The organism is Pseudomonas sp. ADAK13, from assembly GCF_012935715.1.
Classification (GTDB): Bacteria; Pseudomonadota; Gammaproteobacteria; order Pseudomonadales; family Pseudomonadaceae; genus Aquipseudomonas.
The window spans coordinates 2,426,912-2,445,856 of record NZ_CP052860.1 but is presented as its reverse complement, the minus strand read 5'-3'; the positions used below and the strand labels follow the sequence as shown (position 1 = coordinate 2,445,856).

Sequence of the window (18,945 nt, the reverse complement as noted above, 5' to 3'; positions counted from 1 at the left end):
TAAACCCCATGCTGTCTGATAACGTGCGTCTATCGATTGCAGCCGGTATGCTTGGCCCGCAACCTCATGGACGCCCGCTATGACTCTTACAGAATTACGCTACATCGTTACCCTCGCCCAAGAGCAGCACTTCGGCCACGCGGCCGAGCGTTGCCACGTCAGCCAGCCGACGCTGTCGGTGGGTGTGAAGAAGCTTGAAGACGAACTCGGTGTGCTGATTTTCGAGCGCAGCAAAAGCGCCGTGCGCCTCACCCCCGTCGGCGAAGGCATCGTCGCCCAGGCCCAGAAGGTCCTGGAACAGGCCCAAAGCATTCGCGAGCTGGCCCAGGCCGGCAAGAACCAGCTGACCGCACCGCTGAAAGTCGGCGCCATCTACACCGTCGGCCCGTACCTGTTCCCGCACTTGATTCCGCAACTGCACCGCGTCGCGCCGCAGATGCCCCTGTATATCGAAGAAAACTTCACCCACGTGCTGCGCGACAAACTGCGCAACGGCGAGCTGGACGCGATCATCATCGCCCTGCCGTTCAACGAGGCCGACGTGCTGACCCTGCCGCTCTACGATGAGCCGTTCTACGTGCTGATGCCGGCATCCCACCCATGGACGCAGAAAGACACCATCGACGCCGGCCTGCTCAACGACAAGAGCCTGCTGCTGCTGGGCGAAGGCCACTGCTTCCGCGACCAGGTGCTGGAAGCCTGCCCGACCCTGACCAAGGGCAACGACGGCGCCAAGCACACCACCGTGGAATCCAGCTCCCTGGAAACCATTCGCCATATGGTCGCTTCCGGCCTGGGCATCTCGATCCTGCCGCTGTCGGCGGTCGACAGCCATCACTACGCCCCGGGCGTGATCGCCGTGCGCCCACTGACGCCGCCGGTGCCGTTCCGGACAGTGGCGATTGCCTGGCGCGCGAGCTTCCCGCGTCCGAAAGCGATTGAAATCCTCGCCGACTCGATCCGCCTGTGTTCGGTGGCCAAGCCGCCTGCTGCGAGCTAAGTAACGGTATGACTGAGCTGTCGCAGGTGTCGGTGACGGCACTCAAGGGTGTCGGGGAGGCCATGGCCGAGAAATTGGCCAAGGTCGGCCTGGAAAATCTCCAGGACGTATTGTTCCACCTGCCCCTGCGTTATCAGGACCGCACCCGCGTGGTGCCCATCGGCCAGCTGCGCCCCGGGCAGGACGCGGTGGTCGAAGGCACCGTCAGCGGCGCCGACGTGGTGATGGGCAAGCGCCGCAGCTTGGTCGTGCGCCTGCAAGACGGCACCGGCGGCCTGAGCCTGCGCTTCTACCATTTCAGCAACGCTCAGAAGGAAGGCCTCAAGCGAGGCACCCGCGTGCGCTGCTATGGCGAAGCCCGGCCCGGCGCTTCGGGGCTGGAAATCTACCACCCGGAATACCGCGCGATTACCGGCGACGAACCGCCACCGGTCGACACCACCTTCACACCGATCTACCCGCTCACCGAAGGCCTGACCCAGCAGCGCCTGCGCCAGCTGTGCATGCAAACCCTGACGATGCTCGGGCCGAAAAGCCTGCCCGACTGGCTGCCGCAGGAGTTGGCGCGCGACTACCAACTGGCGCCGCTGGATGATGCGATCCGCTACCTGCATCACCCACCGGCCGACGCCGACGTCGACGAGTTGGCCCTCGGTCATCACTGGGCCCAACATCGCCTGGCGTTCGAAGAACTGCTGACCCACCAACTGTCCCAGCAACGCCTGCGCGAGAGCATGCGTTCGCTGCGTGCGCCGGCCATGCCCAAGGCCAAGCACCTGCCTGCGCAATACCTGGCCAACCTGGGGTTTGCACCGACCGGCGCCCAGCAGCGGGTCGGCAATGAAATCGCCTACGACCTGAGCCAGAAAGAACCGATGCTGCGGCTGATCCAGGGCGACGTAGGCGCGGGTAAAACCGTGGTCGCCGCCCTCGCCGCACTGCAAGCCCTCGAAGCCGGCTATCAGGTGGCGCTGATGGCGCCCACCGAGATTCTCGCCGAACAACACTTCATAACCTTCAAGCGCTGGCTCGAACCACTGGGCCTGGAAGTCGCATGGCTGGCCGGCAAGCTCAAGGGCAAGAACCGCGTAGCCGCCCTGGAGCAGATCGCCGCCGGCGCCCCGATGGTGGTGGGCACCCACGCGCTGTTCCAGGACGAAGTGAAATTCAAGAACCTGGCACTGGTGATCATCGACGAGCAGCACCGCTTCGGCGTGCAACAGCGCCTGGCCCTGCGCCAGAAAGGCGTGGGCGGGCGCATGAGCCCGCACCAGTTGATCATGACCGCCACGCCGATCCCGCGCACCCTGGCCATGAGCGCCTACGCCGACCTCGACACCTCGATCCTCGACGAACTGCCGCCGGGCCGAACGCCGGTCAACACCGTGCTGGTCACCGACACCCGCAGGGTAGAAGTGATCGAACGGGTACGAGGCGCCTGCGCCGAAGGCCGCCAGGCGTATTGGGTGTGCACGCTGATCGAAGAGTCGGAAGAGCTGACCTGCCAGGCCGCCGAAACCACCTACGAAGACCTCACCAGCGCCTTGGGCGAGCTCAAGGTCGGGCTGATCCACGGCCGCATGAAGCCGGTGGAAAAGGCCGCGGTGATGGCCGAGTTCAAGGCCGGCAATTTGCAATTGCTGGTGGCAACCACGGTGATCGAAGTCGGCGTCGACGTACCGAACGCCAGCCTGATGATCATCGAAAACCCCGAGCGCCTGGGCCTGGCGCAACTGCACCAGTTACGCGGCCGCGTGGGCCGGGGCAGCGCCGCCAGTCATTGCGTGCTGCTGTACCACCCGCCGCTGTCACAAATCGGCCGCCAGCGCCTGGGGATCATGCGCGAAACCAACGACGGTTTCGTGATCGCCGAAAAAGACCTCGAACTGCGCGGCCCCGGCGAAATGCTCGGCACCCGTCAGACCGGCTTGCTGCAATTCAAGGTGGCTGACCTGATGCGCGACGCCGACCTGCTGCCCGCCGTGCGCGATGCGGCCCAGGCGTTGATTGAGCGCTGGCCGGAACATGTCAGCCCACTGCTGGACCGCTGGCTTCGACACGGGCAGCAATACGGCCAAGTGTGACGGCTGACTCACTTAGTCGACCATCAGATGTATCAAGCTGGTTATACTCCAATGACTGTAGGAAATTGGATTCAGGCCATGTCAGAAGTTGCCCTCGCCACAGCCCCACCGACCGCACCCTCGGTGATTCGGACGCTGCTTGCAAAGCTCGCCATCAGCTACACGGAAGTTGCCGAACGTCCTGGCCTGAACCCGGCGCAAAAGGTTCAGGCAGTACTGCTCGATGATGCCGTGGGTGCACTCATGGTGCTGTTTCCACAGAACCAGTTGCTGGACCTCAATCGCCTGGCCGAACTGACCGGTCGGCGCCTCACGGCCGTGTCCCCCGAGCGCCTCGAACGCATGCTCGGCAAGCACAGCCTGAGCCTGCTGCCCGGCCTGCCGCCGCTGACCAGTTCCCCGTGCCTGTACGAAGAAAGCCTGCTGCGTGAACCCACCGTACTGGTTCACTCGGGCGAGGCCGGGCTGCTGCTGGAGATTTCCAGCGACGCCTTCAAGAGCATGCTGACCAAGGCCAGCGCCGCGCATTTCGGCGAGCCGTTGAGCAGCATCCGGCCGAACCTCGACCGCCCCAACGACGACCGCGAGGAAATCACCCAGGCGATGCAGGCGTTCACTGCCCGCCGCATCCAGCAGCGTCTGGAAGCGACCATCGAGATTCCACCGCTGGCCGACACGGCACAAAAGATTATCAAGCTGCGGGTCGACCCCAACGCCACCATCGACGACATCACCGGCGTGGTGGAAACCGACCCGGCCCTGGCTGCCCAAGTGGTGAGCTGGGCGGCGTCGCCCTACTACGCCTCGCCGGGCAAGATCCGCTCGGTGGAAGACGCCATCGTCCGCGTACTGGGCTTTGATTTGGTGATCAACCTCGCGCTGGGCCTGGCCCTGGGCAAGACCTTGAGCCTGCCCAAGGACCAGCCGCAACAGGCCACGCCGTACTGGCACCAGTCGATCTACACCGCCGCCGTGATCGAAGGCCTGACCCGTGCCATGCCCCGCGCCCAGCGCCCGGAAGCCGGCCTGACGTACCTCGCCGGCCTGCTGCATAACTTTGGCTACCTGTTGCTGGCCCACGTGTTCCCGCCGCATTTCTCGCTGATCTGCCGGCACCTGGAGGTCAACCCGCACCTGTGCCACAGCTATATCGAGCAGCACCTGCTGGGCATCAGCCGTGAGCAGATTGGTGCATGGTTGATGCGCTATTGGGACATGCCGGACGAACTGTCCACCGCCCTGCGCTTCCAGCACGACCCGACCTACGACGGCCAATACGCCGAATACCCGAACCTGGTGTGCCTGGCCGTGCGCTTGCTGCGCAGCCGCGGCATCGGTTCCGGGCCGGATGAAGACATCCCGGACGAACTGCTGGAACGCCTGGGTCTGACCCGGGACAAGGCGGAGGATGTGGTGGCTAAAGTGCTGGATGCGGAAACGTTGCTGCGGGAGTTGGCGTCGCAGTTCAGCCAAGGATAAATCTGCGCCTGTGATACCGCTATCGCAGGCAAGCCAGCTCCCACATTTGACCGGGGTCTACCTGTAGAAACGCGGTACATGTGGGAGCTGGCTTGCCTGCGATGAATTCAACTCGGTCTTAAGCCTTCGGCTTTTTCTTCGGCTTCAAATACTTGGTCAACCCCTGGAACCAGATCACCAGCGCCGGGTTGCCCTTGATCTGGATCGACTTGTCCTGAATCCCCGTCATGAACGCCAGTTGCTTGTTCTTCGCCTGCATCGTGGCGAAGCCGTAGGCCGCATCCTTGAAGGCAATAGCAAACGCAGGCGCGGGATGAACACCCGAACGGCTGGTGATGCGCTGGTCTTTGACGATGAAGTGACGGGCAACCTTGCCGTCGAGGGTCTGCAGCTGGAACGCCAGGTCCTTGTCACCCAACTGCTGCTGGAACGCAGGGTTGGTGCGGCTGGCTTTGCCCATCAACAGGCCAAGCATCCAGAGAAGAAAACGAAATTTCATGCACACGGCCTCAGTGTAATTATTGGGTGGCCGCAGCAGTTTAACGATTTGTGCAAATAACGCTACCGATCTCCCGTTTTAGCAGGAGATCGGCTGGCGTTTAACGCTTATAGCAACAACTTGGCTTAGACGTTAGGGCAAGGAACCGGTGCCCAGTCGGCCAGGTTTGGATCACGGCACGTGCCTTCGATCTGCGCTTTACCGGCGCTGGCGACCTGCTTGCTTTCAGCTTGCTTGGTCTGCGCGGTCTGGATGGTTTTCTCGGTGGCTACCGCTTCTTTCGGCACGGTTGGCAGCACCGGCTTTTTCGCCACTTTTACCGGCTTCTTGCCTTTGGCGGGCGTCACCACCGGGGTGGTGTCAGCGGTGGCCACGGTCACCACGTCGGCACGTTGTACGCCGACTTGTTGCAGGTCCTGCTCGTACGCCTGGGTGTAGTTGTTCAGGTCTTCACTGGCTTTACCGTTGACCGCAACGATCAGGTCATTGGACTCTTTCAGGCCGGAGACGATTTCTGCCAGGCGCTTGCGGCCTTCGACGTCATTGACGGTCTTGGCCTTGCGGTCGGCCACCAGCTTGGTGAACGCACTCTGGTAGCACTGCTGGGACGCCTTGGCGTACGCGGTGCTGCGGTCGATGTCGGAGGCACGCTTGTTGACGTCAGTGGCGTAGGAAGCGATGCGCTGGTTGTCATCGGTGATCTGCTTCTGGCGCTCGGTGTAGTAACCCGCTGCACCGCCGGCCAGGGCGCCGCCCGCTGCGCCGATGGCGGCATTGCGGCCACGCTTGTCGGAGTCACCGGTCAAGGCGCCCAGCAGTGCACCACCGGCCGCGCCGATGGCAGCACCGGTGACGACCGACTTGGTCAGGTCCGAATCGGTGGCGCGCAGGTGTTGTACCGGCTCGTAGCAGTTCGGGTAGTACTCGACCTTGGTGGTCGAGGCGACCTTGGAGGTCGGCGACGTTGCGCAACCGGTCAGCACAGTGCTGAAACCGGCAGCGATCAACAGCAGATGACGCTTGGAAACCGCCTTACGGGAAAAAAGCATAGGTGTGTTCTCTGTTAAGTTTGACTTGCCCAGCACGGCCCACCGCCGCCTGAGTCCCTTCCAAGCTCGCCATACAACCAGCGGTCAAGACCGCTGACCGCTCGCTGCGAGCAATTCCTTCAAAATCGTCGCCGGGTCGGCCCGCTGTTGCTTGCGGTAGTTGCCCACATGGCGAACGAATAACGTCGCGCGCGTCACCAGGCTCTTGCCCAGCACTGGCTTGCGATCCAACTCTTCCTTGATCCGTTGAAACTGCGCCTGGATCACCGCATCGGTGTAGCGCGTGCCGGTGGCCAGGTTGTCGATATAGATCGCCACCGCGCCGTCCAGCGCACTGCGCCCATTGGTGATCGCCGTGGCGAACAACTGCGCACTGGCCTCGTCCTTCGCGTCGATAGCCTGCTGGCGGCTCTTCTGCAAATTGATCAGGCGGATGTTGTAGTTGTTGATGGTCTCGGCCACCAGGGCCGCAGACTGAATCAGGTTGCCGGCCGCCTCTTCACGCTGCTGGGCGATCAGCGAGACGTTGCGCTTGAGCTCTTCGTTGACCAGTCCAAGTTCGGCTTGCAGGCGCGGGTCGACGCTGGCGGCGATGATGCTGTCCAGGCGCTTGGTCGGGTCCTGGGCGTCGTCGATGGCGTCGGTCAGCGAGGCCAGGCGGCCTTCTTTCTGCCATTGAGCGAACAGCTCCTTGTAGCGCGAGCGCGGTGCCGACAACGCACCAATCGCCACGCGAAAGCCGGTGGTCTCGTTGCTTTGTTCGGTGCCATCAGCGGCGAACAAGGGGTACTCGCGGCGCATGCCGGTGAACAGCGTGCCCTCGCCTTCCAGGTAGTTGCCGCCCTTGACCACAAAGCCGCCGTAGGTGCCCTGGCGACGCCCGGCGTGCACCAGCTGGAACGACTCCTGAACCATTTCCGCCGCGTTGCCGATCACATCGAACATGCCGATCGGGTTGGGCAACTTGGTGCCGATGGGCATCAAGCGTGCGGCCTGGCCGGTACCGCCGGCGACCTGGTTGAACACCGCATAATCGGCGAGGGGGCCGTCGCTTTCGCTGCCCTCGGCGCGCCGTGGGAACAGCCGGCCTTCCAGGTCCTGACGGCTGACCGCCTGGCCACCGCGTGCGGCAAACTCCCACTCCACTTCCGTCGGCAGGCGCACAAAGCCCAGGCCGCCGTCGTCTGCCGAAGCGCCGCGACCACTGACGGGCAGCAGCTCACGGTGGTACTTCATCAGCCAGGCGCTGTACACCGCCGAGAAACGCTCGGCTTCAAAGCGCGACAGCTTGACCTTGGGCAAGCGCGCGGCCATGCCGGTGGGTACGTCGCACGCCGGGGCCGGCTCGCCGCTGGCCAGGGATTGCGCCTGGGACATGACCTGCGCGTACTGCCGGGCGGTGACTTCGTACTTGCCGATGAAGTAGAGCATCGGCTTGAGCGGGGTCTTGGCGTCGGTCTTGGGCATCAGCGGCGCGATGACTTTGTTCCAGTCCTTGGGCAGGTCCTTGAGGGTGAACTGGCCGTTGATAAAGTCCCGGCGGTAGCCGGAAATGAACGACTGCTGGTAGCCCGCCTCGCCCTCGCTGAACGGGTAGCCGAGGCTGATCTCGCGGTCATCCAGGGTGCCCTGGGCCAGCACATAGGCGTAGCGGAATACCATGTCGCCTTCGCAGGGCAGCGGCAGGCTGACGTCGTCCGGCAACGGCTTGGGGTTGTCCAGTTTGTCGCTTGTCTCGTCGGCCCAGGCCATCGAAGCCAGGGTCAGCGCCACGGCGGCGCCCAGTAACTTATACATCTCTGATTCCTTCAGAAGCCTGGATACGCGCCACACGCCAACCGCCACAGGCCGCCGCCACGGCGCTGACGCCCAGGACAGCAACCAGGGCCAGGCCGTAATGACGCGCCAGCAGGTGACTGGCGTACTCGCCCGGGACCTGCACGAATAATTGGTTCAGGCCTGACTCTGCCAGCCCGTATAAAAGCCCGCTCAACACCGCGGCAAACCCGGCGCTGTACAGCGCCTGCAGCACCACGAACAGCAACAGCCCAGCCGTGGAAAACCCCAGCAGCCGCAGCACCGACAATTCCCGGCGCTTGCGTGCAACCGCCGCCAGCGCACCGGCAAAGATCGCGGCAAACGCGCCCGCCAGGGCCAGCCCGGCGATGATCCAGAACACGATCGACAGGTTGCGGCTCAGCGACTGCACCTGGGCGATGGTCTGTGCCTGGGTCGACACCAACACGTTCTGCCCCGCGAAATACACCCGCAGCGGCTCCACATCCACCAGGCGCCGCGCATACAAACGGAACGCCGGGTAAACCCGCTGCTCACTCACGCCCACCGCATCGCCGTCCCAGCCAAACGCCGGCACGGCGCGGCCATCGCGATAATCTTCCGCCGCTTCCAGCAACCCCAGGGGCGCGAACAATCCATCCCGGGCGAAGGCTTCCAGCGGCAACACCTGCAGCACGTGCACCCGCGTGCGCTGCGACTCGACGCGACCCGCCACCTGGCGACCAAAACTCGCCTCCAGCCAATCCCCGGCCTTTGCCCCGAGTTTCTCGGCAGCGGTGTGGCTCAAAACGATTTGATCCAGGCCCTTGGGCATTGGCAGTCCGGCCAGCAACGGATCATTGTCGGCGGTCGGCAGCATCTCCACCGTCACTGCGCCCAACTGCGCCGTCGCCGCGATCTGCCGGGTTCGCGGCAAGGCAAACGCCACGTCGCGGCGCTGGCGCAGTTGCTCGACAAATTCACTGCTGAATCGACCACCGCCCAACGGAATAATTTCCCGGGTGGCGGGGTCGTTCTCCAAGCGTTCGGTCAAACTGCCAACCAGTCCATATTTCAGGCCAAACAACACCAGCAACGGCGCGATCACTGCCGCCAACGCGAGCACCGAACACACCGACAGCCACGCGTCGTTGCGGTAGTCCTGCCAGGCCAGGGAAGCCACCAACGCGATACGCATCAGCACGCCTCCCCGAGGGTCGCAGTGACGCCGCCGTCGGTATCGCGACGGCAACTGATGCGCCGTACCTGCAAGCCGCTGGCGCGGGCCAAGGGCTCGTCATGGGTGGCGATCACGCAGCACGCGCCGTTGTTCCGCGCCTGGGCCAGCAACGCCTGCATCACACGTTCGGCGTTCAACGGGTCGAGCGCCGCGGTGGGCTCATCCGCCAGCAACAGTTGCGGGCCATGGGCCAGAGCCCTCGCGCAACTGACCCGCTGACGCTGGCCCACGGACAACGCCGCCGGCTTCTTATCCAGCTGATCGGTGATCTCCAACTGCGCAGCCAGCCGCGCCACGCTGCCGTCGTCCTTCAAGCCCAGCAGTTGCCGCGACAGCGCAATGTTGCCGCGTACATCGAGAAAACCCAGCAGGCCACCGGTTTGCAGCACATAGCCCAGGTGCCCGCTGCGCAATCGAGCCAGCTCACTTTGCTGATCGCCACGCCAAAGCCCGGCGATGTCGACACCGTTGAAGTCGAACTGCCCGACCTGATCCGGCGCCAACACCAGCGCGAGCAAATCCAGCAACGTGCTCTTGCCACAGCCACTCGGCCCCACCACCGCCAACTGTTCACCCGCACGCAGTTGCAGGCCCGGAATCACCAGGCTGTAGCGCTGGGCGCCGACGCCCCGGCTCTTGTGCACTGCGCTCAAGTTCAGCATTACGGCAACGTCGACAACGGCACGCGGTACAACGCATCGCCCGGCTCGGCATCGCCGAAACGGACCCAGTTGGCCACATCGTTGTGAAAGGTTTCGTAGAGGCGGATCTTCGAATCCAGCTCGTCGATAAAGTCTTCCTGCTCGGCCACGCTCAACGACAGCCACAAATCCTGAGTCATGTTCAGCGACTTGCTGCGGTACGGCAGGCCTTCCAGGTACTCGCCAAGGATGCCGCCGTCCGCCAGGTTGCCGCCTTTTTTCAAGGCCTGTGGATCGCGGCTCATATAGGCCGAGGCGCTGGCAATTTCCTGGAAGAAATCCTTCGGCGAGGTCTGGGTTTTGCGCGCGGCGTCGACGATCAGTTTCAAGGACTGCTGCAAATCGTTGAGCTGCAACTTGGTCAGCATCACACACACCTGGAAGGCCGGCAGCGCGGTGTTGGTCAGGTCGCGGTCGGCGGTCCAGGCACTCACCAGTTGCGGCGCCTGGCTCGCGCTTTTGCGCCCGAGGAAATCCATGTGCATCGCATAACCGACGGCGGCGGACTTGTCTGCCAGGGTCGGCGCGGTACTGAGCAGCGGCACCGGCTGCGGCGTGTTGCTGCGCACCTGATGCACCAGGTTGGCGAACACCGTACCGATCTCGTCGACCCGCTCGCCGAACTTGCGCACATCACCACCGGGCACCGGCGTGTACAAATCGCCGATCTGCGGGTTGGCGTCGGCGGTCAGGGTGCGGTATTGGGTTTCGGCGCCGCTGTGGGTTTTCTTGCCGGCGTCGGTGCGCAAGTGCAGGGCGTAGATCTTGATCTGCTTGCCCAATGCCGCCTGGCGCACTTCGGCTTCGTTCATCTGGGTGGCCGCGAACGGGTCATTCTTGCGCAGCGCACCGGCGTCGGTCACCAGCAGGATCAGGCGCCCGCCATAGCCCGACCAGTCCATGCCTTCCACCGCCTGCATCACACCCGCGAACGCGTCCTCGTTGAACGAGTGACTGGACACGGTGGACGCCTTCACCTGCCGCGCCATGTCGAGGAAGCGTTGCGGGTCGCGGCCCTGGTCGAGGGTGATCAGGGTCTTGGCCACGTATTCCAGGCCCGGGGTTTTCTTGATGCTGTTGCGAAAGCCCACGAGGCCGAAGCTCACGCTGTCCAGCTCGCCACGTTCGGCGATGCGGGTTTGCAGTTCGTGCACCACGTCGCGCACCTGGTCGATATAGGGCTGCATCGAGACGGTGGTGTCGACCACCAGCACCACGGCAGTGCGGAAGGCGTCGGCATCCGCCACGGGTGCGCGCGCAACGGCCTTGGCCACGGTGTTCGGCGTGCTGCCAGGGTCGATGGAGGCGACGTTGAGCAACTGCACCGGCTGGCCGTTTTCGTCGAAGCTCTCTTTGGAATCAAAAATCGGCAGCAGGTAAAACTGGTTCTGCGGGACCGCGCTGGCGGTCGGTTCCAGCGCCAGCACCTGCTGGTTGTCCTCACTGTTTTTCTGCACCTTGAGCAGCAGGTTTTTCGCCGCTGCCGGATCGGCCAGCAGCTTTTCCACCTCCGCAGATTGGCGCAGGAACATCACCGGCGCCCGGCCCGAACGCTCGGTGAACTTGAGCACCAGGCTCTGCTTCCAGTCGCTGACTTGGGTGGCCGGCAACCAGCCGTCGCTGCGCCCGTCGGTGGCGGCGCCAACACGCAGCCACGGGCTGCCATCGATGTCCTTGCGCTGATACACGTAGAGCACTGAAAACGCCGGCAAGCCTTCGCCCGGCGCCCCGCCCGCTTCGTGGGAAAGCTTGGCGCCAGGCTTGCTCAATACACGCTGGAACAGGGTTTTCTTGCCGGCCATCAGCAGCGGGCGTTGACCGCCGTCGGCCTCCGCGACCACAGGTTGCGCGGCGGGCGGCGTAACGGTTTTGGCGGCCTCGACAACCGGCGGCGCGGCGGCTGGCGCGTCATCTTTCAACCACCAGTAACTCGCACCGCCAATCGCCAGCGCGACCGCCACGGCAACCGCCGCCAACGCCAGCACCGGCCCACGGTTTTGTTCGGAAACGGCGGCGTGTTGCGTCGGCGTCACCACCGGTTGGCGCACCGGCTGCGGCTGCGGCTTGTCGGTCGGGATTTCGATGGAAACCGGCGTGAGCCCGGCCAGGTCATTCGAGACGGGGACCGGAATCGGCAAAGGCCGAATCAACGTCGCCTCTACCGGCGTTTCTTTCGGCAGCTGGTCCAGTGCCGTCAGCAACGCCGCCGCATCCGGGAAGCGGCCCGCCGGGTCCTTGGCCAGCAGCTTGCGCAACACCTCCTGATAGCGCCCGTGGTGCACCGGCAATTCCGGCAGCGGTTCAGTCAGGTGCGCCAGCGCTGTGGAAAGCGCATCGGTGCCGTTGTACGGCAGCTTGCCCACCAGGATTTCGTAGAGCACCACGCCCAACGCATACAGGTCGGCGCGGCCATCAATCTCCTGGCCCCGCGCCTGTTCCGGGCTCATGTAGCTCGGTGTGCCGACGGCAAACCCGGCCTGGGTGAACTGGGTGCGATCATCCAGCGACTTGGCGATACCAAAGTCCGACAACACCGCCGTGCCATCCGCGCGGAACAGAATGTTCGCCGGTTTCACATCGCGGTGTACCAAACCCTGGGCGTGGGCATACCCCAGCGCCGAAGCGATCTGGCGGATATACGTCAGCCCCTGCTCCGGCGTCAGGCCCGCAGCAATGCGCTCCTTGAGCGTGCCGTTGGGCAGGTATTCCATGGCCATGTAGTACAGCTCACCGACATTGCCGATGTCATGGATGGTCACGGTGTGCGGGTGGGACAAGCGCGCCAGGGTCTTGCCTTCACGCAGGAAGCGCTCGCAGAAGCTCGGGTCGGCTGCCAGCGCCGCCGCCATGATCTTCAACGCCACCTTGCGCTCCAGGGAGCGCTGGGTCGCCAGGTACACGCTGGCCATGGCGCCAACGCCAATCTCGCCTTCGATGTCGTAGCCGGGAATGAGGATGTTCATGTCGACACCTTCACGACGATGGCAGTGATGTTGTCCGGTGCGCCGCGATTGAGGCCCAGGTGCACCAGGCTGCGGACGATTTCATCCGGCTCGTCATGGCTCAGCACTTCGCGAATCTCGTGGTCTTCGACGGTCTTGTTCAGGCCGTCGCTGCACAGCAGGTAACTGTCGCCCGGCGCGATCAACAGGTCGACCGACGACAACGCCAGCTGCGCTTCCACGCCAATCGCGCGGGTGACGATATTCGCCCGTGGATGCACCCGGGCATCGGCTTCGCTGAGCAGGCCGCTGTCCTGCAAATCCTGCACGTAGCTGTGGTCGCGGGAGATGCTTTCCAGCACACCGTCCCGCAGGCGATACAGGCGGCTGTCACCGGCCCACAGGCACACGCCGCGCAAGCCCCGGGTGGCGAGCAACACCACGGTGCTGCCCATCAGGGTCACGCCACGGTGGGCGGTTTCTTCGCGCACCGCGCCGTTGACCCGCAACAGGTCGCTGCGCAACGCCGCCGTGTATTCCTCAAGGGAACGGCCCACGGGAAGGCTGCGCAGGCTGTCGACGATCAGGCTGCTGACGTAGTCCCCCGCCGCGTGCCCGCCCATGCCGTCGGCCACCACCCACAGGCCGTTTTCCGGCAGGTCGAGGCAGGCGTCTTCATTGACTTGGCGAACCATGCCGACGTGGCTTTTGCTGGCGGATTTGAACGTGGACCGCATCTACACAACACCTTCTTGGCCAAGCAAAAATTGCGCAAAATCGCCGGCGGCAGGCAGGCCCTGACACCGCAATAAACCGGGGGAAATCTGTTGCGAACCACGGCCCCACCACAGGCTCGCGCCTTCGCAGGCCAGCTCGGCGAGTGCGCTCATCCGCCCTTGCGGGTCAGTGACATCGACGCGCTGCAAGCTGGCGAAACGGCGGCCCGACAGGCGTGGCTGAAAGGCTGGCGCACCGAGGCTGTCGATGCCCTCGCTGAACCCTTCGAACGTAGCGCCGGCATCCAGCGTGCTCAGCAGCAGCTCTTCCACCTGCTCAAACCAGGCGTCCGGGCCGGCGACGAGGGAGGCCGGGTCGGTATCGTGATCCAACAGCGCAGCGACGGTCAGCGGGAAATAGCGCCCAACCCGGTCAATGCTCGGCATCACCACACCCACCGCCGCGTCCGGCCCGCACACCCCCGGCGCCAACACGAAGCGCCACAGCGGGCTGACCAGGTAAGCGTTCAACCAGCCAGCCCCAAGGTGGTTCTGGCTGGCAAGCAATCCGGACGCCAGCCAACTGTCCCAAGGGCCGATAAAACTCTGGGGCAGCGCGCGGCTGACAAAGTCGCCGCGGCTGGCCAACTTGCCGTAGAAACCCAACGTGGTCATAGCCGCTCCGGCAGGCTGAAGCCGTTAAGCACGCGACTCTTGAACGGGTTAAAGGCGCTGTTGGCCCGCAGCTCATAAGAGATGCTCGCGCCATCGACCCGCAGCCGCAGGTTGAAGCGGTCCGGCGAATTGCCGGCCGTCAGGTCGGACTGCTCAAGCAGCCGGAACCACGCCCACGGCCCGTCCAGCGTCACGCCGGAGCGCCCGCTGGCCGAGGGTGGCAGGATGGAAATGCGCACCACGCCAATGCTGCCGGGGTTGGGCCATTGCATCGCGACCGGCCGGCTCGGGCCGTGGTCGTAGCTCAATTGTTGGCCGTCGAGGTCCAGCAGGAACTGGGTGATGGTCGCGTCCATCGCCACCGGCTTGAGTTCAAAGCGCACGATCGGCTGAGTGCCACCGGCGCGGAAAAACGCATCGCGAATGGTCGCCGCCCGCTGGAAGGTTTGCAGCACACCCGGCGCGATGCCGAGCTTCTGCGCCGCACCCGGCTGCCAGCGCCAGGTTTGCGTGGAGGTGTCGACGTAAGGTTGCAGGTACTTGCGGAAGTAGTTGTCCATCACCCCGCCCACCCCAAAGAACTGGCCGAAGTCATCCAGGGTCGCGTCCCGCGCACTGCCTGGCGACATCGGATAACGCCCGGCCAGGGACTGGCGATACACGTTCACCACTTCGCTGACCCACGCCGCATTCAGTTGGTTGCGCACCCCGCCCATCATGCTGTTGGTGGTGGAGTTGACCACCGACTTGACCATGCCCTGTACCAGCGGTGGCTGGCGTTCGGCATTCAGGCTGACCCGCGTGGCCGCTGCCGCTGCCTGGTTTTTCGCTTCGCCGAGCAGCGCATCGCCGCTGGCCCCGACCATCGCGCTGACCTGCACATACAGCGCGTTCATGTCCGCCAGCAGGCCGTCGATGGCCGCGGGTTCGCCTTCGCTCTTGCTGACGATGCTGTTGAGTTCGGCGAAGTGCGCCGTCACCGGGTCTTCACTGGCAGCCGGTGCATTGGCGCTCGGCTGGTCCTGACCCAACAGGCTGCCGAGGCGCTCCTTGAGCTTGTCCACGCCGCCTTCCACCGGCGCGCCCTTGGCCGCCAGCAGACGCTCTTCCGCCTGCAAATCGGTTTCCTTGGAGACCGCCACCAGCAGCTTTTTCAGCGGCGACGTCGGCCCCGAGATCACCCGTAAAACATCGGCCGCCTGGGCCACGCTGGTGATCGGCACAAAGTCGATATCCGCCAGCAAGGCGTCCCACTGGCGCTGATAGTCCTGGAAATACAGGCGACGCACGTCGGCGGCGAGGCTGACCACGTTCTGTTGATCGGCCTGCTCGTGGCCCAGTACCCATTGCTCTTCGGCGAGGGTGCCGGCCTGGTTCAGGCTGGTCAGCAGGAAGCCCTGACGATAGCCCTTGGCGGTGAAGAAGCCGCTCAAGGGCTCGCCCAACGGCTTGCCGCTTTTGCGACTGAACACCAGCGCCGCATCGCGGCCCGCTGCCTCATTGATGCGAAAATCCGGCACGCCTTCGGGCAGTTTCTGGCGCTTGATCCGGTCGTACACACGTTGGGCCACCGGCAGTTGTTGCAGTTGCCGGCGCAGGTCGTCGATCAAGCGTGGGTCGAGACGGGCGCTGGGCGGATGCCGTTCGAACAAGGCCTGCAAGTGCCCGATCAAGGCCTGGCGCTGATCCGCCGGCAGGTCGCGCGGCAGGTTGCGGTCCCAGTCCAGGGCGATCCAGGCCTTGATGAAGTCCGGGTCGTAATGCTCGTTATCCGCGAGCATCAGATAGGCCTTCAAGCCTTCGTAGAGGAAATCGGAATTGCCGCCGCCGTGCAGTTGCTCCTCGATGCGCGTCACCAAACGGGGCGCGAACACGGCGATCAACAGCTTGCGGTAGACACTCGCGGACTCGGCTTCGAGCATGTCGCCCTGATACAGGCCCAAGCCTTCGGACCAGCTCGGCGAGTCGCCCGCCAGGTGCTTCACGGCGTTGAGCAACGGCAATACCGCGAGCACTTCGCGCTGTGCCGGGCTGAGGTTCTGTACGGTCTGGCCCAACGGCGCGACCTTCTGGTCGACCTGGGCGATATAGGCCTGATTGGCGCGATAACTCACCCACCACAGGGTGCTCACCACCAGCACCAACGCTACGGTTGCGGCCAGCACACCACGGGCAATCCACTTGCGCCGGCGCTCCACCTTCGGGTTGACGCCCACCAGGCCACGCTCGGCAAAGGCCACGGCGGTGAACAGTTTTTCGATGAAGTAGCTGCGCCCGGTGCCGGTCTGGCGCGCCAGGTGCTGGCGGTCCAGGTTCATGCTCTGGGCCATGGCGCCGATCAAGCGATCGATCGGGCTGCCTTCCTGGGTGCCGCTGGTGAAATACACGCCACGCAGCAATACGCGCTCTTCGAAGGCGTTGGGTTTGAACACTCCTTCGAGGAAACCTTGCAGGCAATCCTTCAGCGCGCCGAACTGCTGCGGAAAGCCGTAGATCAGGTCGCGGCGCGCCGGGTCGCGTTCCTGTTGCAGGCGTTCCACCAGGCGCTCGTTGAGGCGCTGTTCCAGGCCGGCGAATTCGCTTTGCAGGTGGGCCAGCGGGCTGTCGGTGTTCTTGCCATCGTCCAGGGCGAACGTCATGCCCCACACCTGGGCGCGCTCTTCCTTGCTCAGGTTGTCGAAGAACTCCATGAAGCCCGGCACCAGGTCGAGCTTGGTCAGCATCAGGTAGATCGGGAAACGCACGCCCAGTTGGGTGTACAACTCCTGGATACGCAGGCGGATCGCGGCGGCATGGGCGGCGCGCTCGACGTCGCTGCCCAGCAGCAGGTCCGAGAGGCTGATGGCAATAAACGCACCGTCAATCGGGCGCCGGGAACGCTGCTTTTTCAGCAGGTCGAGGAAGCCCAGCCAGGCGGCTTTGTCCACCGTGGAGTTGCTGTCCTGGGTGGTGTAGCGGCCAGCGGTGTCGAGCAATACGGCCTGGTCGGTAAACCACCAATCGCAATTGCGCGTACCGCCCACGCCACGCACCGCACCGGCACCCAGTTGCGCAGCCAGCGGAAAATGCAGCCCGGAATTGACCAGCGCGGTGGTCTTGCCCGAACCCGGCGGGCCGATGATCACGTACCACGGCAGCTCGTACAGGTTGCGGCGCTCGTCACCGCCCAGCTTGGCCTTTTTCAACAGGGCCAGGGCTTCGTCCATGCGCTGGCGCAGGGTCGCCAGCTCTTCGGCGGTGGCGACGCTGGCAGGGTCCGGCGGGGTTTCTGCGGCGAGGCTGCGCATCACTTCAGCAGCCTGACGGCGGGCCTGGATAATCCGGAACACGCGGTAGGCAATCCACACCGCGAACACCAGGATGATCAGCGCCCAGCGGCGCCCTTCCGGCACCAGCACATCAAGCAACGGGCCCACAAACCAGATGATCAGGCTCAGGGCGATCAGGCCCAGCAACGGGATCACCCAGCGAATCACAAAACTGAAAAACGCCTTCACTCGACCCCCTCCGCCAATACGGTGATTTCTACCCGGCGATTGCGCGCACGGCCTTCGGCGGTGGCGTTGGTCGCCACCGGCTCGGTGTCGCTGCGGCCTTCGGCGCTGAAGCGTTCCGGCTGGCCGGTCTTGGCCGCGAGAATCTCCAGCACCGACTTGGCCCGCGCCTCGGACAGCGCCCAGTTGGACGGGAACCGCAGGGTGGCAATCGGACGGTTATCGCTGTGGCCGGTGACGCGCACCTGACCCTTGACCTTGCGGATGGCGTCGGCGATGCGCAGCATCAGCGGCTGGAAGTCATCGACGATGCTGGAGCTGGCCGAGGCGAACAGCTCATCGCCACGGATGGTCACCACCGAACGGTCGACGGCATCCTCTACCGCGACGCGACCGGCCTTGATGTCTTCCACCAGGAAGCCCGCCAGGCGCGGCCGCTCGATGATTTTCGGCTGGGCTACCGGACGGTCGATGGCTTGTACCGGGATCTCGCCCAAGGCGTGAATATTCTTGAACACCGGTTCCGCATCCGACGCCAGTTTCATCCGCAACCCGAACAGCAACGCCAGCAGCAGCGCCACGCCGATGGCCACGGCGATCCACGGCGGCATGAATTGCGCCAGGCGATCGCGGGCCACGGTCACGCCACGCCAGTGGGGCGACAGCTCGCGCTCATGCTCGCCACGGGCACTGCGAATCGCCGCCGCGGTGCGCTCACGCAGGGCTTCCAACTGGCTGCGGCCGTCATTCATCACGCGGTAGCGGCCTTCGAACCCCAGGCACAGGCACAGGTACAACAGCTCCAGCAGGTACAGGCGTTCGCGCGGGCTTTGCAGGCAGTGATCCAACAGTTGGAAAACCTTTTCGCCGCCCCAGGCTTCGTTGTGCACGGTGATCAGCAGGCTCTGTTTGCCCCAGTCACTGGTGCTGCCCCACGGCGTGCTCAGCACCGCTTCATCGAGGGCGGTGCACAGCGCGTAACGCGCCAGCAGCACGTCATTGCGCGCCACACCGGCGGCTTCGGCACGCTCTTCGAACTGGCGCAGGTAGGCCAGTAACTGCGCGCGCAGGCTCGACGGCGCCGGGTGGGCAATCGTGTTGCGCAGGCGCGTCAGCAGCGACAGCAGCGGGCCGGCGGCGCTTTCCAGCGGGTTCAGGCCTTGGGCCTTGCCCGTCAGGATCGGCGCAGCCGGCATCGACAGCGGCGCCGGCTCTGCACGAACCGGCTCCGGCGCACGGCCACCCGGGCGCGGCATGAACTGGGTGCGGTCATCGTCATTCGGATGCATC

The 18,945-nt window shown here is 64.6% G+C and carries 13 protein-coding genes; 3 read left to right on the top strand and 10 right to left on the bottom strand.

What is annotated here, in order from left to right:
* The first annotated feature begins 79 nt into the window (after positions 1-79).
* The 3 genes from HKK54_RS11285 to HKK54_RS11275 all read left to right on the top strand — a co-directional run bounded on the left by HKK54_RS11285 (position 80) and on the right by HKK54_RS11275 (position 4,563).
* The gene (locus HKK54_RS11285) at positions 80-1,000 is read left to right on the top strand and encodes a hydrogen peroxide-inducible genes activator (protein WP_003213305.1); all 921 of its coding nucleotides are present in this window, start codon (positions 80-82) and stop codon (positions 998-1,000) included.
* 8 nt (positions 1,001-1,008) lie between these two features.
* A complete protein-coding gene (recG, locus tag HKK54_RS11280; RefSeq protein WP_169386825.1) occupies positions 1,009-3,084 on the top strand; it encodes an ATP-dependent DNA helicase RecG in 2,076 nt (691 codons plus the stop codon).
* Between the two features lie 78 nt (positions 3,085-3,162).
* The gene (locus HKK54_RS11275) at positions 3,163-4,563 is read left to right on the top strand and encodes an aminoacyl-tRNA deacylase and HDOD domain-containing protein (protein WP_010168226.1); all 1,401 of its coding nucleotides are present in this window, start codon (positions 3,163-3,165) and stop codon (positions 4,561-4,563) included.
* A gap of 118 nt (positions 4,564-4,681) precedes the next feature.
* Here the strand turns inward: HKK54_RS11275 and HKK54_RS11270 are convergent, their stop codons facing one another.
* From HKK54_RS11270 to HKK54_RS11225, 10 genes are all read right to left on the bottom strand, one after another.
* Positions 4,682-5,062, bottom strand: a complete 381-nt coding sequence (locus HKK54_RS11270; RefSeq protein ID WP_010168229.1) for a hypothetical protein — start codon at positions 5,060-5,062, stop codon at positions 4,682-4,684.
* A 125-nt stretch (positions 5,063-5,187) separates the two neighbouring features.
* Positions 5,188-6,111: a type VI secretion system-associated lipoprotein TagQ gene (gene tagQ, locus HKK54_RS11265; RefSeq protein WP_010168230.1), complete on the bottom strand. Its 924-nt coding sequence runs from the start codon at positions 6,109-6,111 to the stop codon at positions 5,188-5,190.
* Positions 6,112-6,195: 84 nt separating this feature from the next.
* A complete protein-coding gene (locus tag HKK54_RS11260; RefSeq protein WP_169386824.1) occupies positions 6,196-7,908 on the bottom strand; it encodes a formylglycine-generating enzyme family protein in 1,713 nt (570 codons plus the stop codon).
* A complete protein-coding gene (locus HKK54_RS11255) occupies positions 7,901-9,085 on the bottom strand; it encodes an ABC transporter permease (RefSeq protein ID WP_169386823.1) in 1,185 nt (394 codons plus the stop codon). Before HKK54_RS11255 ends, HKK54_RS11260 begins: the two co-directional genes overlap by 8 nt.
* A complete protein-coding gene (locus HKK54_RS11250; RefSeq protein ID WP_169386822.1) occupies positions 9,085-9,789 on the bottom strand; it encodes an ABC transporter ATP-binding protein in 705 nt (234 codons plus the stop codon). The genes HKK54_RS11255 and HKK54_RS11250 overlap by 1 nt, the downstream gene beginning before the upstream one ends.
* Complete coding sequence (locus tag HKK54_RS11245) at positions 9,789-12,791, bottom strand: serine/threonine-protein kinase (protein WP_169386821.1); 3,003 nt, start codon at positions 12,789-12,791, stop codon at positions 9,789-9,791. Before HKK54_RS11245 ends, HKK54_RS11250 begins: the two co-directional genes overlap by 1 nt.
* A complete protein-coding gene (locus tag HKK54_RS11240; RefSeq protein ID WP_010168239.1) occupies positions 12,788-13,507 on the bottom strand; it encodes a PP2C family protein-serine/threonine phosphatase in 720 nt (239 codons plus the stop codon). The genes HKK54_RS11245 and HKK54_RS11240 overlap by 4 nt, the downstream gene beginning before the upstream one ends.
* Positions 13,508-14,161 (bottom strand): type VI secretion system-associated protein TagF, encoded by a 654-nt coding sequence (gene tagF, locus HKK54_RS11235; protein ID WP_169386820.1) that lies wholly within the window; start codon positions 14,159-14,161, stop codon positions 13,508-13,510.
* The gene (gene tssM / locus HKK54_RS11230; protein ID WP_169386819.1) at positions 14,158-17,658 is read right to left on the bottom strand and encodes a type VI secretion system membrane subunit TssM; all 3,501 of its coding nucleotides are present in this window, start codon (positions 17,656-17,658) and stop codon (positions 14,158-14,160) included. Before tssM ends, tagF begins: the two co-directional genes overlap by 4 nt.
* Entirely contained in the window at positions 17,655-18,944 is a 1,290-nt protein-coding gene (locus HKK54_RS11225) for a DotU family type VI secretion system protein (RefSeq protein WP_010168244.1), read from the bottom strand. Before HKK54_RS11225 ends, tssM begins: the two co-directional genes overlap by 4 nt.
* Position 18,945 lies beyond the last annotated feature (1 nt).

Excerpts from the sequence above, each read along its gene's own strand:
- HKK54_RS11255 (WP_169386823.1), bottom strand. The coding sequence starts at position 9,085 with ATGCGTATCGCGTTGGTGGCTTCCCTGGCCTGGCAGGACTACCGCAAC.
- HKK54_RS11250 (WP_169386822.1), bottom strand. The coding sequence starts at position 9,789 with ATGCTGAACTTGAGCGCAGTGCACAAGAGCCGGGGCGTCGGCGCCCAG.
- HKK54_RS11225 (WP_010168244.1), bottom strand. The coding sequence starts at position 18,944 with ATGCATCCGAATGACGATGACCGCACCCAGTTCATGCCGCGCCCGGGT.
- HKK54_RS11275 (WP_010168226.1), top strand. The coding sequence starts at position 3,163 with ATGTCAGAAGTTGCCCTCGCCACAGCCCCACCGACCGCACCCTCGGTG.
- tagQ (WP_010168230.1), bottom strand. The coding sequence starts at position 6,111 with ATGCTTTTTTCCCGTAAGGCGGTTTCCAAGCGTCATCTGCTGTTGATC.
- HKK54_RS11260 (WP_169386824.1), bottom strand. The coding sequence starts at position 7,908 with ATGTATAAGTTACTGGGCGCCGCCGTGGCGCTGACCCTGGCTTCGATG.
- tagF (WP_169386820.1), bottom strand. The coding sequence starts at position 14,161 with ATGACCACGTTGGGTTTCTACGGCAAGTTGGCCAGCCGCGGCGACTTT.
- HKK54_RS11270 (WP_010168229.1), bottom strand. The coding sequence starts at position 5,062 with ATGAAATTTCGTTTTCTTCTCTGGATGCTTGGCCTGTTGATGGGCAAA.
- HKK54_RS11240 (WP_010168239.1), bottom strand. The coding sequence starts at position 13,507 with ATGCGGTCCACGTTCAAATCCGCCAGCAAAAGCCACGTCGGCATGGTT.
- HKK54_RS11245 (WP_169386821.1), bottom strand. The coding sequence starts at position 12,791 with ATGAACATCCTCATTCCCGGCTACGACATCGAAGGCGAGATTGGCGTT.
- recG (WP_169386825.1), top strand. The coding sequence starts at position 1,009 with ATGACTGAGCTGTCGCAGGTGTCGGTGACGGCACTCAAGGGTGTCGGG.
- HKK54_RS11285 (WP_003213305.1), top strand. The coding sequence starts at position 80 with ATGACTCTTACAGAATTACGCTACATCGTTACCCTCGCCCAAGAGCAG.